We start from the raw sequence: 14494 nt of genomic DNA on the forward strand, positions 1-14494 counted from the left end.
GTGATACAGGGCCATTTGGATGGCCGGTATCCCATTGGCCTTCCACACGAGCGTGTTGTACACGATGTCCGGGTCGTCCGTCATCGAGGCGACACTGTCGGCCGTGAGCTCGACGATCGTCATGAAGTTCCGGGCCAGGTTGTGGTCCGCCACCCGGATCCTCTGGGCGGATACGGCACTTCCCACGCTCTGCATGAAGCTCGTCCGGGTGGGCGCCTTGGTGCTGACGCATCCGCTGACGGTGGACGCTGCGAAGGCGATGAAAAGGCCCCGACCGACTCCGATTCTCCTGCGGTATTCCGTGTGCCTCATCGGGGTCCTCCTTGCTTGAGGGATGAGGACGATGGGGCAAGCAATCTAGACCCCGAGCCGCCTGCCGCTCAAGAAACCCTGCTCCGTAAAAGGGAGGCCCGGACGACCCGCAAGCGGGCCGCCCCGGTTCTGGCGCACCGGTCGAGGCTGGACCGGATACGCCGTGGGTCCTCCGTCAAAGGTTCATCACGGGTTGGGGAGCACCTCCGCGCCCACCCACGGGTTCGAACTCACCACCACGAGCAGCAGTCGGAACGCCTGCTCGGCTCCGTCCGGAGCGAGAGCGCCGGCCGCCACGGCGAAGGTCTGCAGACCGGCCGTGGTCGTCACATCGAAGGTGGCCACCGGGGTGGTCGCTCCGGTCGCCGCCACACCGATCGTCAGATCTGCAACGGGGACTTCGAGACCCATCGCATCGGACGCCTGACCGAACGAAACATTCTGGAACAGGACCAGGTCGATCTCACCCGTTCCGGCATCGACCGTCCCGATGTCCACGGCCGGAGCGTCGCCCGACGCGTGCACGGCGCGGATCCGGGCGGTCTCGGTCGGGTCGAACAGCTCCTCGAACGCGAGCAGCGTGAACGCCTCCTCCGTGCCCTCGGGAGCCAGCTCACCGGCCGCTACGGCCAGGTAAACTTTCCCCGGCTCAAGAGCCGGTGTCTCGACGGTGGCGGCCGGGCTGCCTGCCCCGGTGCCCGTAGCGTAAAAGTCGATCGTGTAGGATTCCGCTGGCGGTACCTGGACGGCGCCGCTCAGCTGACCGAACGCCAGGTTCTCCACAACGAGGGTCTCACCTTCGTAAATGTCGACCGCCGGAGCATCCGGTCCGCCGTGCAGGGCGTATACGACCGGATTCTGCTTGATGAAGGCGCTCGTGCCGTCCGCGAACACGGCGAGCAGCGAGAAGCCGTCGTCGGCCCGGGCCGGCTGGGTGAGCGTTCCGGTGGCGATCACGAAGATCTCTTCCGCCTCCGGGAGGGCCGGGGTGGTGAACGCCGTCACCCGGTCGCCTCCGGCCGCGTTGACCCCGATCTGCAGGGCCTCGCCGGCCGGCAGCTCGACCCACGCGGCGCCCGTGTCGGCAAACCGCTCGAGTCCGAACACGTCGACGGTGCCGTCATCGCCGACATCCAGATCGACCGCCGGAGCGTCCGGGGCGGCATGGACGATTCGAACCAGCGCGCCCGACCCGGAACCGACCTCCTCGGCGAGGGGCACGATACGGAAGGCGTCGGACTCATCCATCGACCCGAGAAAGCCCGCAGCGACCGCGGTGATCTTCTGGGCCTCCGCGAGCTCGATGTCACCCGTCTCGTAAACCACGGCGTCAGCCTCGGTCGACGGATGGGCTCGCAGCTGCACGTTGTACGTGCCGGCCGGAACCTCGAAGTACAGCGACGCGTCGCCGTAGCTCAGAGCGCTGATCAGGGGCACTGAAAGGCCCTCGACCCAGACATCGACCGCCGGAGCGTCCGGCGAAGCATGGACGGCACGCAGCGTCGCCGTACCGGTGACCGGACCATCCTGCGGAATGAACAGGGCCGCGCCCGAGTTCGTGACCGCGAGGATCTTGAAGGCGTCGTCCGCCTCGAGATCCGTCTGTGCCAGGAGGCCGGTGGCGATGAGGAAGTACTCGGTGCCGGCCGTGAGCCCCGGGGTCGTGAAGGTCGTTACCGTCACGCCGCCCGCCACGATGCCGATGTTGAGTGGCGAGCCGCTCGGAAGGTCGATTCCGCTCGCCCCGGTGTCGGCAAACCGCGCCAGGTCCACGATCTCGTTCGAGCCATCCGCGCCCACATCGATGCTGACCGTCGGGGCGTCGGGCCCGGCATGGACCACGCGCACGATGGCGTTGCCGGAGCCAGGCGTCGCAAACTCCTCGAACAGGCCGAGGACCCGGAACTGGTCATCCGCGTTCGTGGAGTTGAACAGGCCCGCGGCGATCGCCGTGAGCACCTGGTCCGCGCCGATCACCACGTCGCCCGTCTCGTACACCGGATCGGTGCTCGAGTCGGCGCCCGCCTCACGCAGCTGCACGTTGTACGTGCCCGCGTCCACCGTGACGTACTGCGTCACGTCACCGTACGACACGTTCGCCGCCACGATCCCCACGCCCTCGACATAGATGTCGACCGCAGGTGCGTCGGGTGACGAATGCACGACTCTGAACTGACCCGTCTCTGGCATGGGGTTCATGCCGTTGTCATCATCGTCGTCGCTGCACGCTGCCGCGGTCAGGCTGAGCCCGAGCACGGCGGTCAGCGCCAGCAACCGCTTCCAACCGTTCATTTTTCCTCCCTGGGTTCGCGAGGCCTCGGCCTCCCCGTGGTTTGTACAATCGTTGTCCACCTATTTATCGCCACTGGGAAGGTCTGTCAAGTCTTTGTCTACATCTCGTTCGGGACAGGGATCTTCAAACCTTCCTGCGAGTGCGGTCCTCGTGACCATCGAGGCGGCAGACTCGTCTTGGGAATGGAGGCCCGGAGATGCCGGGCACGGGGATGCCGAGGTGAGAGATGAGACGATGAAGAGTCGATCGAGGTACCTGGCCCTGACGGTTCTGTTCACCCTGGTGGCGTCGTCGGTCGCCCTTGCGCAGGACAAGCCGGCCGAGCCCTCCGCGGACGGACCGACTGCGGAGAAAGTTCAGCGGCAGGATCGGGTCCGCCTGCATCAGCCGCCGGACGGCGTCGCCGCTGAGCAGGGCGTGGAGACTCGAGCGCGCACTCAGGACCGGGTCCGCGTGCGCCAGCCGGCGGGTGGCGTCGGGACGCGGACGCGCGTCGAGAACCAGGCGAGGACCCGGAACCGGGTCCGCCCGGACGGAGCGACGGCGACCCGAGTCGAAGCCCGGCGGCGTTCGATGGGAAGCGCTTCCGGCACCCGGAGCGCCATCCGGAAGCGGGCTCGGGTGCACCGGCCTGGCCGGTAGCCCTGCGTTCGCTGGATTGGAGCCGGAAGCTCAGGAAGGGGGGCGTTCGCCGCTCCCCTTCCGCCTTCAGGAAAGCATCAGCGCAAGATTTCGTCCGCCCAGCCGCGCACGGCAGCCGCCACGTCGCCGTACACCTCCGCGGCGGAGCGCCCCGTCCGCTTGAGCACGTCGAACCCGTGGTCCGCGTCCACGACCACGTGCAGCCGGGCGCGTTCTCCGAGTCCACGGGTCACCCGCTTCACGCGATCGAGTTCGGCGAGTCGGTCGCGGGTCCCCTGCACGAACAGCATCGGGACATCCACATCGCGCAGGTGATCCGCTCGCGCATCCGACGGGTCGTTCGGCCGGTGCAGTGGAAACCCGAAGAACACCAAACCTCGAACTCCTGAAATCGGGTGCTCGGACTGGGCGGTCGAGGTCATTCGGCCTCCCATGGACTTCCCGCCCGCGAGCAGCGGACACCCCGGCGAGAGGTCCCGTGCGACGGCCACCGCGGACCGGACGGTTACCGTGAGGACGTGGACCCGATCCGGCCCTCGCCTACCGGCCTCCATGTAGGGGAACTGATACCTCAGGGTGGCGAGCCCGCGGTCCGCGAGCGCCCTGGCGAGGCCTTCCATGAACCGGTGGCGCATCCCCGCGCCGGCTCCATGGCCGAGAACGAGCAGCGCCGACGGGTCCTCCGGTTCCAGCAGGATCGCCGACACGTCTTGATCAGCGGCCGTGGCCAGGCGCAGCTCTCGAACCCTGAGCTCACTCAAACGCCTGCCTCCAGGGCGTACCCCGATCCGGTCCACCGCCCCTGCCGGGCTTCGATCCGACCGGCTTCGAGCTCGAACATCCAGAAGCCTTCCAGCTCGTGCATGGTGGCGCTCCCGGCACAGAAGATCTCCGGCCCGATGCCCGGAAGGCGAACTCGAAACGTGCGGTGAACGTGCCCGCACAGAAGCGCTCCCCGCTCAATCCCCTGGATCAGCTCCAGCAGGTCCTGGGCGTTCACGAGCCCGTGGTTCTTCGTGTCGGGGCCGCCGGTCCAGAGGCACGGAGCGTAGTGCGTGACGATGAACACGAACCGACCGGCGAGCTCGGGACGCCGGAGGAGCGCCCGAGTGGCTTCGATCTGCGCGGGGGAGATGATCCCGCTCGACCTCCACGGGAGCGGGTTCGGCCGGGCGCTGTTCAGGGCGACGACCGCCACGTCCCGGCCGACGAGGCGAACGAGGGGCCACGGCCCATCCACGGCGCTCCCGGGGAGGTCCGAGTCGAGCAGGCCCTCGAAGGTCGTCTCGAATCTCCGCTGACGAACGACCGTGCCGGTGTAGAGATCGTGATTGCCGGGCACGCACACGAAACCGGCGGGAGCGTCCAGGAAAGGCTGGATCGCGGTCCGCGCGGCGGCGAACTCCGCCCGCGTCCCCATGGCGGTGAAGTCACCCGAGAAGATCACGAGGTCCACTTCGCTACGGTGCGCGAACTCCGCCAGCCGCTCCAGCTTCTCGAGGGCGCGCTTGAAGCGCCGGCCCCGGCCCCGCACGAAATTCAGACCGCCCGCCACGCGTTTCCCGGGCCAGTCCGAGGGGGGGACCCTCCGGAGGCCGAGGCCGATGTGAATATCGCTGAAGTGAAGTGCTCGCACAGGAATTCGCCTTACGCGTCCGTCGGGCGCCGGTTATTGTTCGGACACGATGAAACTGCTCACCGTGGCGGCGGAGAACATCCCCAAACTGCTGCCGATGTCCGACGCTGTCGAGGCGATGAAGTCGGCCTTCGCCTCGCTGTCGGCCGGCCGGGTCGTGGCGCCGCACCGCGGGGCCGTGCCGGTCGATGACGTCGACGGCATCACCCTCATCATGGGCGCGTACGCTCCGGGGGAGGGGCTCGCCGCCAAGGCCGTCTCGATCTTCAACCGCAACCGCGATCTCGGGAAGAGGGTGGTTTCGGGGCTCGTCCTCGTCCTCGATCCGGAATCGGGAGAGCCGATCGGCCTCCTCGATGGAGGATCGTTGACCGCCTGGCGCACCGGGGCCGCGACCGGAGCGGCCACCGACCTCCTCGCGCACCCGGACGCCCGGACCGGCGCACTGATCGGGGCGGGAGTCCAGGCCCGTACCCAGCTGCTGGCGATGGATGCGGTGCGCTCGCTCGAGCGGGTGCGGATCCACGCGCTCGACCCGGCCGAAATCGAGCGTTTCATCGATCGGATGCAGCCCGAGGTCGGCGCCCGGCTGGAGAGGGCCTCGTCCGCCGAAGCTGCGGTCGAGGGCGCCGAAATCGTGTGTGCGGCCACGAACTCACCGACACCCGTCTTTGACGGCCGTTGTCTCGCGTCCGGCGCACATGTGAACGCGATCGGCACGTTCACCCTCGACCGGCGGGAGGTCGACCTCACCACGGTCGAGAGAGCCACGGTGTTCGTGGACCGGGTGGAGTCGGCCCTGCAGGAGGCGGGGGAGCTGGTCGCCGGCATCGACGCGGGCCTCACCCGATCCGAGGACTGGAGGGAGATCGGGGACGTGGTCTCGGGACGGGTGGCGGGCCGGACCGATCACGACGAGATCACCTTCTTCAAGTCCGTCGGCCACGCCGTACAGGACGTGGTGGCTGCATCGCGAGTGATGCGGCGGGCCGCCGAGAGCGGGCTGGCGATTCCAGTGGAGCTCTGACGTGACGGACCGATTTCGGCCGCCGAAGGGGTGGACGTGCCTTCGGACGATCGACGCGCACACGGCAGGGGAGCCTCTTCGCGTGATCACGGACGGATGGCCTGACCTGCCCGGAGAGACCATCCTCGCCAGGCGTCGGTACGCGATCGAGCACCACGACGCCCTTCGTCGGGCCCTCATGTGGGAGCCGCGCGGTCACGCCGACATGTACGGCTGTCTCCTCACGGAGCCCGTCACGCCCGACGGCGACGTGGGCGTGCTCTTCATGCACAACGAGGGGTACTCCACCATGTGCGGGCACGGCATCATCGGTCTCGTGACCGTGGGCCTGCAGTGCGGACTTCTGGACCCGGGCTCGCTGGGGCGAGATGGGGCCGGTCGGCCGATCGTCCGGATCGACACTCCGGCAGGACGGGTGACGGCTACCGCGGAGCTGTCGACCGGGCCGGAGGGAGTGCGCGTCGAGAGCGTCTCGTTCGAGAACGTGCCCTCCTTCGTCCTCGCACCCGATCTGGAAGTCGACGTGGAGGGGTACGGGACGGTGCGGTGCGACATCGCCTTCGGCGGCGCCTACTACGCCTACGTGGAGGCTGCCGATGTCGGGCTCTCTCTCGAGCCGGGCTCCTACGCGGACGTCATCGAGGCGGGTCGCCGGGTGAAGGCAGCCGTGTCGAAGCAGTACGAGATCGTCCACCCGGGCGGGGACGCGGATCTCGCCTTCCTGTACGGTACCATCTTCGTGGCGCCCGGCCGGGAAGGGGCAGATAGCCGTAACGTCTGCGTGTTCGCCGACGGGGAGGTGGACCGCAGTCCCACCGGCACCGGGGTGAGCGGGCGGGCGGCCATCCACGGCCTTCGGGGAGAGCTGGCCGTCGGGGACGCGATGATCATCGAGAGCCTGATCGGGACCCTTTTCCGGGTACGGATCACGGGCCGCTGCACGATCGGCGAGTGGCCGGCCGTGATCCCGGAGGTCACCGGTTCGGCCCACCTGACCGGCCGGCACGAGTTCTTCGTGGACCCGGCCGATCCGCTCGGGGCGGGGTTCCTTCTCCGCTGAAGCGGTCTGCGGAGGGTCGCGCGGAGGGCGGCGAGCCGCGGGCGGCCATTCCTCTGGAGAGCGGCTATTCCGTCGGGGCGTAGAGCCCGTCGAACTGGGTAGACCAGCTCGCTCCGTCATCCGACGAGGTGTCCCACGTCTGTCGAACCTGTCCGCCCTCCAGGGGCCTCCACGTGATCCGGTGCAGCACAACGGAGCCGTCCGCGCCCGGTCGCCGACCTTCGAGGACCATGTTCCCGTCCACCAGTCCTCCGTTCAGCTCGAGCAACAGGCCGCCGTTGTCCACCCACGTCTGGTGCCACCGATTCGAGGCGGCGTCATAGATGTTGAAGCTCTTGCCGGCGAACAGGCCCGCGCTCTCCCACTCCTCCATGAGGACGCACCCGGAGAGGATGGACGAGATCCGGTTCGTTCCCACCCGGGTTCCCTGGGCGTTCGTGACCTCCCACGTGCCGAGCCAGAAATCGAACTGGTGGTGCTCTTCCGACCCGCACGGATCGGCCGAAGGCTGGCCAGCCGCGGCCACCGGAGTCAGGTTCAACGCGGCGGCGATCGCGATGCCGATGCCGAACGACGGACGGGACGACGAAATGAATCTGGACATGCCACCTTCCCGGGCGGAGTCTTCATCCGAGGACCGTGGACCCTCCAGACCCTCGAATGCAGGCGGATGTTCCGGCGGCCGGTGCGCATGAATCCGGGACGCACGATGCAACTCATGCCCAGCGCCACGTGTTTCCGCCACGAACGCGGCGCTCTCGCGCGAGCGCCGAATAAACCCGCCGCGGTCGTGTAACCTGAGACGGAAGGGAGCCGATCGGCGACCCGTGAACCGAGACAGGTCGGAGCTGGAGCGCGAACGAGATGATGGCCGCACGGCCGAAGCCATCCTCGTCAGACGAGTCCGGGCGGGCGATACCGGTGCATTCGGGGAGCTGGTGTCCCGGTACATGCAGCGGTGTTACTTCGCGGCCCTCGGCATGGTCGGGTCGCCGCAGGACGCCGAAGACCTGTCGCAGGAGGCGTTCGTTCGGGCGTTCCGCGCTCGAGGCCGGCTGGATCCCGAGCGTCCGTTCTACCCGTGGCTGTACCAGATCGTCCGCCGGCTGTGCTACAACTTCACTCGCGACACCTCGTCGAGGCGTCGCAAGCTCGAGCGAGCGGGCAGCTGGCTGGTGGCCGAGGCGACCCAGCGTGCGGCCGCCGACGATCCGGAGAAGGTCCGGGCCCGGGATGAGCTGCGCGACCAGCTCGAGGAGGCCATCGCGGAGCTACCGCTGGCGCAGCGAGAGGTGTTCGTGCTGAAGGAGTTCGAGGGGCTGAAGTACCGGGAGATCGCTGACCTGCTGGACGTTCCGATCGGCACCGTGATGTCCCGTCTGTATGCCGCGCGGCAGAAGCTCGCGGCCCGGCTGGAAGGACTCGGATGAACGTGGACGACAGCCGGATCAGCCGAAGCCGGGAGCTCCTCATGCGGGCGCTCGACGAAGAGCTGGAACCCGCCGAGCGTCTGGAGCTCGAGCGGCTGATCTCCGAGAACCCCGAGTTGGGAGAGGAGTGGGAACGCCTCTCCAGGCTCAAGGAGGTGACGGCGAACATGAGTTTCCGCAATCCACCGGAAGAGCTGTGGGACCGATACTGGACCAGCGTGTACTCCCGCTTCGAGAGGGGGATCGCGTGGATCCTGGTGTCGCTCGGAGCCATCGTGCTCGGCTCCTGGGGTGCGTGGCAGGGAGTCAAGGACCTGATGGCCGACACCGCCATGCCCACGGTCGTCAAGTGGAGCGTGCTGGCCCTCATCGTCGGCCTGGTGATGCTCCTCGTGTCCGTGCTCAGGCATCGGATCTTCGTCTACCGGACGGATCCCTACAAGGAGATCGAACGATGATGATCACACCCTCCGCGACCGTCGCGGGCCATCGCATCACGGAGACGCTGGGCCTCGTGCGGGGCAACACCATCCGGGCCCGGAACATCGGCCGGGACATCCTGGCAGGTCTCCGGAACATCGTGGGTGGCGAGGTCACCGAGTACACCAAGATGATGGCCGAGTCGCGGGAGCAGGCGATTGATCGGATGCTGGAGGAGGCGGAGAAGATCGGCGCGAGCGCCGTGGTCAACGTGCGCTTCGCCACGTCCTACGTCATGGGCTCGGCCTCCGAGATCCTGGCATACGGGGACGCGGTGAAGCTGGAGAAAGAACCTGAAGTCTCGGGCTTCTGACAGGAGCCCCGTGGCAGAGAGGGAGGAACCCGATGTTCAAGCAGACGAAACGAGCGTTCGCTGCGATCCTGATGATGGTCGCGTGTACGGCAGCCTTCGGTCCCGCGGAGGCCGTGGCGCAGGAGACGACGCTGACCGGGAACTGGTCCGGCATGCTGCCGCTGCCCAACGGGCAGGAGATCGAGCTGATCTTCAGGGTGGTCGAGGGCGAGGACGGAACGCTCAGCACGACCCTGGACGTGCCCGCCCAGGGTGCGGCGGGCATCGCGTGCACCGAGACCAAGGTGGACGGGCCGACGCTGCACATCTCGGGGTGCCAGATCCCCGGCAGCGGAGGGTTCGATGGGACGCTGAACGAGGAGGGGGCGCTCGCCGGCAACTTCAACCAGGCCGGGCAGCAGCTTCCGCTGAACCTGAAGCCGCTCGCCGAATCCAGCGACTCGGAGTGAGCGCGTCACCGGCTCGTCAGACGAGCGTGAACTCCCGGGGGGCGCCGAGCGGCGCCCCCCGCCGTTCAATGAGGGTTTGGTGAAGCGCCGTGTGCGAGAGTGGTTCCGCATCGGGATCGCCGGCTTCACGCTGGCTGCCGTGGCGATGACGACGGCCTCGGCGCAGGAACCCGGTGGGGGGAGCGGCCCCGAGGGCACGTGGGCCGGTACGCTGAACGCGGCCGGTCAGCAGCTGCGGCTGGTGTTTCACATCGACAGGGACTCGGCGGGCGACCTGTCGGGCACGCTGGACAGTCCGGACCAGGGCGCGTACGGACTGGCGCTCTCCGCCGTGGAGGCGCGCGGCTCCGACTCGGTGCGCTTCGAGCTGCGCATGGTCGGGGGCGAGTACACCGGAGTGCTCTCGGCGGATGGAACGCAGATCGAGGGGAGCTGGGCGCAGGGAGGGAACCGAGTCCCGCTCCGGTTGGAGCGTGCGGACGCCGAGGCCCTCGCTCCGAACCGGCCGCAGGAGCCCGAGCCCCCCTATCCCTACGCCGTCGAGTCAGTGGCGTTCGACAACGCCGAGGCCGGCGTGAGACTGGCGGGAACGTTCACCGTGCCCCCGGGTGACGGCCCGTTTCCCGCCGTCGTGCTGATCTCGGGCTCGGGACCTCAGGACCGGGACGAGACGGTGTTCGGTCACCGGCCGTTCTTCGTGCTGGCGGACTACCTCAGCCGTCGGGGCATCGCCGTGCTTCGGTACGACGATCGCGGGATCGGAGAGTCCACCGGAGACTTCGGTGCCGCGACGACCCCCGACTTCGCGAGCGATGCTCTCGCGGCGGTCGCGTGGCTGACGGCCCAGCCCCGCGTGCGTCCGGATGCCATCGGCCTGGTGGGCCACAGCGAGGGGGCGATCGTGGCCCCGATGGCGGCGGGACGGAGTGACGCCATCGCGTTCGTGGTCCTGTTGGCGAGTACCGGCATGAACGGACGTGACCTGCTCGTGCTGCAAGGCGAGGCGATCAATCGGGCCTCCGGTCTGCCGGAAAGCGTGATCGGGCAGCGGTCCGCATTGCAGGCGAGGGTGCTCGATGCCGTGCTCACCGCCCCCGACGACAGCACTGCGGCGGCGCGCGCCCGGGAGGCCCTGGCCGGGGCCGGGCTGACCGGGGAGGCGGCCGAGGCGCAGGTGCGGGGCCTGCTGGCGCCGTGGATGCGCTACTTCCTCGTCTACGATCCCCTGCCGGCGCTCCGGGAGCTCGATGTGCCGGCGCTCGCGCTGTACGGGGAGAAGGACACGCAGGTGCCGCCTTCGGGCAACGCCCCTCCGGTGGAGAAGGCCCTCGAAGAGGCGCCGAGCGGCGACGTCACCGTCGAGGTGCTTCCGGGCCTGAACCACCTGTTCCAGCCCGCGGAGACGGGCGCTCCCTCGGAGTATGCCGGGATCGAGGAGACGATGTCGCCCGCGGCGATGGACGCGATCGCGACATGGATCGAAGAGCGTACCACGATCGACTGATCGGAGCCGGAGGGTAGGGACGTCGGCTGGCGTCGACCGGCTCGACGGGCCACCTTCGATCCGGTGAAGCCGACTCCAGACTCCAGCGAGGGCCACTCGGGACACGGTCACGGAGAGGCGCGGGGGCGCTACCTGGCGTTCCTGTCTCTCGCCGCGCTCGGTGTCGTGTACGGAGACATCGGCACGAGCCCGATCTACGCGCTCCGCGAATCCCTGCACGGCTCCTACGGTATCGACCATTCCCCGGCGAACATCCTCGGGGTCCTGTCTCTGATCACCTGGTCCCTCATCCTGGTGATCTCGATCAAGTACCTGGGTTTCGTCATGCGTGCCGACAACCGGGGGGAGGGCGGCATCATGGCCCTGACCGCCCTGGTGGCTCCGCCGGGTGGTGAGGCGTCCGGAGGCCGGAAGTGGCTCGTGATGGCCGGACTCTTCGGGGCTGCGCTCCTGTACGGCGACAGCATGATCACGCCGGCCATCTCGGTGCTGAGCGCGATCGAGGGCCTCGAGGTGGCGACGCCCGTGTTCACGCCGTACGTGATCCCCATCACGGTGGTGATCCTGTTCGCGCTGTTCGCGATTCAGAGCCGTGGCACCGCGAAGGTCGGGACCCTGTTCGGTCCGATCGTCCTGATCTGGTTCACCGTTCTCGCGATCCTCGGCTTGACGCACATTGCCGAGAACCCGGCCGTGTTCGCCGCCCTGAACCCGCTCTACGGCCTCGAGTTCTTCACCCGGAACGGCATCCGCGGGCTGCTCGTGCTGGGCAGCGTGTTCCTGGTCGTCACCGGCGGGGAAGCGCTCTACGCCGACATGGGCCACTTCGGGCGCCGGCCGATCCGGCTGACCTGGTTCGCCGTCGTGCTGCCCGCCCTTCTGCTCAACTACTACGGGCAGGGGGCGATGGTCATCGCCCATCCGGAGACGCTGGAGCAGCCGTTCTACCTCATGGCCCCCCGCTGGGCGCTTCTTCCCCTCGTCGGCCTGACCACGGTCGCCACCGTCATCGCCTCGCAGGCCGTGATCTCCGGCGCCTTTTCGCTCACCCGACAGGCGGTGCAGCTCGGGTATCTGCCGCGGATGCGCATCCTCCATACGTCGGAGCGGGAGATCGGGCAGATCTACATCGCGGGGATCAACTGGGTCCTGATGCTGGCCGCGATCGGATTGGTCCTCGGCTTCCGAACGTCCAGCCGACTGGCCGCCGCCTACGGCGTCGCCGTGACCACCGACATGGTCTTCACCACGATCCTGTTCGCCTTCGTGGCGGTACACCGGTTCCGCTGGCCCCACTGGTCGGTGGTGGCGCTCGTGGTGGCCTTCCTCACCGTGGACCTCGGATTCTGGACCGCCAACCTTCCGAAGATCCCTCACGGGGGATGGTTCCCGCTCCTGATGGCCGGAGCCATCCTGGTCCTGATGACCACCTGGCGGCTGGGTCGACTGGTGGTGGGACGTCGGATGAAGGACCAGAGCCTGCCGGTCGAGCTGTTCGTGCACAGCATGGAGCGCCACCCGCCCAAACGCGTGGAGGGCACGGCCGTCTACATGCACTCGGGAATCCGTCAGACGCCGCCCGCCCTCCTGCACAACCTCAAGCACAACAAGGTGCTGCACGAGCAGGTCGTCTTCCTGCGCGTCGCCACCCGTGAGGTGCCGCACGTCGGGACCGAAGAACGGATCGACTGCACCGATCTCGGGGCCGGCATCTACTCGGTGACCGTCAACTACGGGTTTGCACAGGACCCCCACGTGCCCGCGGCGCTGGCTCAGTGCGATGGGGAGAAAGGCATGCGGTTCCGGCCGATGGAGACGTCCTACTTCCTCGGCCGGGAGAAGCTGATCGCGATCAAGGAGCCCCCGATGCGCCTCTGGAGGGCCCGGCTCTTCGCGCTGATGTCCCGCAACTCGTTGGGCGCCACGGACTTCTTCCGGCTGCCGCCGAACCGCGTCGTGGAGCTCGGGACGCAGGTGGAGCTCTGAGGGGCCGCTCGACGCGGCTTCTTAGGTGCGGTGCGCTCTACTTCGGTCCCCGATCCTTCCGCTTCTCGCGGAGCCCTCGGTGCAGGTCGCGCGTCCTCGACTCCACGTAATCGACGATTACGTCCGATCCTCCCTCGTCGAGGATCGTCCGGCTGCTCTCGCGCCGCTTCAACCCGTACAGGTTGAGCCACTTCTCGAAGCGCTCACCGATCCGGATCACCGCCCGGAGAAACACCCCGCGGCTCTCACTGGGCATCACCATGTCCGCGATGAAGGCGGCGAGGGCGAGCGGAGCAATGACCAGGTCCTTCACACCGTCGAGGGCCAGCTTCAGCTCGAAGACCCCTACGTCGCGGGCCAGCCGCCAGCGGCTCTCGTATTCCGGAAACGCGGACTGGGGCGTGGTCGCCTTCGTCGGCTCGGGGACGTGACTGCGGCTCATGCGACCCTCCTGAGCAGGTACCGCCGGCTTCGGTTTCCGGTGACGGTTCCAGCCCTCGAACTCGCGCGAGCCGGGTAGCGCTGTGTCCGCGGGTGGAAAGCTGTAGGTTTCGCTCGACCGGGGATTCGGATGGATTCTCGCGGCTGTGTCCGCGACCGGCAAGGAGAAGCGATGGAAGACGGAGGCCGGAACCTGGAGGGGCTCGACCGGCGCCGGTTCGTGCGCAGGCTGACGGCAGGGGCGGCCGGGCTCGTGCTCGGGTCCGGGAGCTCGCGGCTGTCCGGTGGCATCGGGACGCCCCGTGAGGCGCGAGCGTCGGAACACCCGGGCAGGGCCGGCGATCCCCTCTTCGCCATTTCGCTCGCGGAATGGTCTCTGCACCGCGAGCTGGGGGCCGGAACGATCGACCACCTGGACTTCCCGGGCGTGGCCCGCCGTGAGTTCGGCATCCTCGCCGTCGAGTACGTGAACACCTTCTTCGGCCCCGGGGCGACGGACCAGGCCTACCTGATGACGCTTCGGGACCGGTGCGACTCGGAGGGCGTTCGAAGCCTCTTGATCATGTGCGACGGGCTGGGGCGTCTCGGCGATCCCGACGAGGGGGCCCGTACCATGGCGGTCGAGAATCACTACCCCTGGGTCGAGGCCGCGCGGCTGCTCGGCTGCCACTCGATCCGCGTGAACGCGGCCAGCGACGGCAGCTGGGAGGAGCAGAGGGCGCTGGCTGCCGATGGCCTGCACCGTCTGGCCGTGTTCGCCGACGGCTATGGGATCAACGTGATCGTGGAGAATCACGGGGGTCTCTCCAGCAACGGCCGCTGGCTGTCCTCGGTGATCGAAGCGGGAGACCATCCGCGTCTCGGCACCCTTCCGGATTTCGGGAACTTCCGGATCGGCGACAGCGAGCGGTACGACAACTA

Annotated in this window: 16 protein-coding genes; 10 read left to right on the forward strand and 6 right to left on the reverse strand. The window is 68.2% G+C overall.

From position 1 onward, the window contains the following. A partial coding sequence (locus tag AC36XV_RS02085; protein WP_492202012.1) for a hypothetical protein occupies positions 1–312 on the reverse strand: 312 nt, incomplete at its 3' end. A gap of 186 nt (positions 313–498) precedes the next feature. After that, entirely contained in the window at positions 499–2604 is a 2106-nt protein-coding gene (locus tag AC36XV_RS02090) for a DUF4397 domain-containing protein (protein WP_492202013.1), read from the reverse strand. Between the two features lie 220 nt (positions 2605–2824). Between AC36XV_RS02090 and AC36XV_RS02095 the strand changes: the two genes are divergently transcribed. Further along, on the forward strand, positions 2825–3247 hold the full coding sequence (locus AC36XV_RS02095; protein ID WP_492202014.1) for a hypothetical protein: 423 nt from the start codon (positions 2825–2827) through the stop codon (positions 3245–3247). Between the two features lie 77 nt (positions 3248–3324). Here the strand turns inward: AC36XV_RS02095 and AC36XV_RS02100 are convergent, their stop codons facing one another. Both AC36XV_RS02100 and AC36XV_RS02105 read right to left on the reverse strand, forming a co-directional pair. Further along, complete coding sequence (locus AC36XV_RS02100; protein WP_492202015.1) at positions 3325–4008, reverse strand: alpha/beta hydrolase family protein; 684 nt, start codon at positions 4006–4008, stop codon at positions 3325–3327. Further along, positions 4005–4883, reverse strand: a complete 879-nt coding sequence (locus AC36XV_RS02105) for a metallophosphoesterase family protein (protein WP_492202016.1) — start codon at positions 4881–4883, stop codon at positions 4005–4007. The genes AC36XV_RS02100 and AC36XV_RS02105 overlap by 4 nt, the downstream gene beginning before the upstream one ends. Positions 4884–4932: 49 nt before the next feature. Between AC36XV_RS02105 and AC36XV_RS02110 the strand changes: the two genes are divergently transcribed. After that, a complete protein-coding gene (locus AC36XV_RS02110; protein WP_492202017.1) occupies positions 4933–5910 on the forward strand; it encodes an ornithine cyclodeaminase family protein in 978 nt (325 codons plus the stop codon). 1 nt (position 5911) lies between these two features. Further along, positions 5912–6970 (forward strand): proline racemase family protein, encoded by a 1059-nt coding sequence (locus AC36XV_RS02115; RefSeq protein WP_492202018.1) that lies wholly within the window; start codon positions 5912–5914, stop codon positions 6968–6970. A gap of 64 nt (positions 6971–7034) precedes the next feature. On the opposite strand, the gene AC36XV_RS02120 is transcribed toward AC36XV_RS02115, so the two are convergent. After that, positions 7035–7574, reverse strand: a complete 540-nt coding sequence (locus AC36XV_RS02120) for a hypothetical protein (RefSeq protein WP_492202019.1) — start codon at positions 7572–7574, stop codon at positions 7035–7037. Between the two features lie 223 nt (positions 7575–7797). On the opposite strand from AC36XV_RS02120, the gene AC36XV_RS02125 reads away from it, so the two are divergent. The 6 genes from AC36XV_RS02125 to AC36XV_RS02150 all read left to right on the forward strand — a co-directional run bounded on the left by AC36XV_RS02125 (position 7798) and on the right by AC36XV_RS02150 (position 13132). Further along, positions 7798–8400 (forward strand): RNA polymerase sigma factor, encoded by a 603-nt coding sequence (locus tag AC36XV_RS02125; RefSeq protein ID WP_492202020.1) that lies wholly within the window; start codon positions 7798–7800, stop codon positions 8398–8400. Further along, positions 8397–8858, forward strand: a complete 462-nt coding sequence (locus AC36XV_RS02130; RefSeq protein ID WP_492202021.1) for a hypothetical protein — start codon at positions 8397–8399, stop codon at positions 8856–8858. The genes AC36XV_RS02125 and AC36XV_RS02130 overlap by 4 nt, the downstream gene beginning before the upstream one ends. After that, positions 8855–9193 (forward strand): YbjQ family protein, encoded by a 339-nt coding sequence (locus AC36XV_RS02135; protein WP_492202022.1) that lies wholly within the window; start codon positions 8855–8857, stop codon positions 9191–9193. The genes AC36XV_RS02130 and AC36XV_RS02135 overlap by 4 nt, the downstream gene beginning before the upstream one ends. 32 nt (positions 9194–9225) lie before the next feature. Beyond that, positions 9226–9642, forward strand: coding sequence for a hypothetical protein (locus AC36XV_RS02140; RefSeq protein ID WP_492202023.1), 417 nt, complete (start codon positions 9226–9228; stop codon positions 9640–9642). 79 nt (positions 9643–9721) lie between these two features. Then, positions 9722–11146: an alpha/beta hydrolase family protein gene (locus AC36XV_RS02145; RefSeq protein ID WP_492202024.1), complete on the forward strand. Its 1425-nt coding sequence runs from the start codon at positions 9722–9724 to the stop codon at positions 11144–11146. A 132-nt stretch (positions 11147–11278) separates the two neighbouring features. Continuing rightward, positions 11279–13132 (forward strand): potassium transporter Kup, encoded by a 1854-nt coding sequence (locus AC36XV_RS02150; protein WP_492202027.1) that lies wholly within the window; start codon positions 11279–11281, stop codon positions 13130–13132. A 37-nt stretch (positions 13133–13169) separates the two neighbouring features. On the opposite strand, the gene AC36XV_RS02155 is transcribed toward AC36XV_RS02150, so the two are convergent. After that, positions 13170–13574 carry a hypothetical protein gene (locus tag AC36XV_RS02155; RefSeq protein ID WP_492202025.1) on the reverse strand — a complete coding sequence of 135 codons (405 nt, stop codon included), beginning with the start codon at positions 13572–13574 and terminating at the stop codon, positions 13170–13172. 171 nt (positions 13575–13745) lie between these two features. On the opposite strand from AC36XV_RS02155, the gene AC36XV_RS02160 reads away from it, so the two are divergent. Continuing rightward, positions 13746–14494, forward strand: a 749-nt coding sequence (locus AC36XV_RS02160; protein ID WP_492202026.1) for a sugar phosphate isomerase/epimerase family protein, incomplete at its 3' end; no start/stop codon positions are given.

It is taken from the genome of Candidatus Benthicola sp., assembly GCF_058719085.1.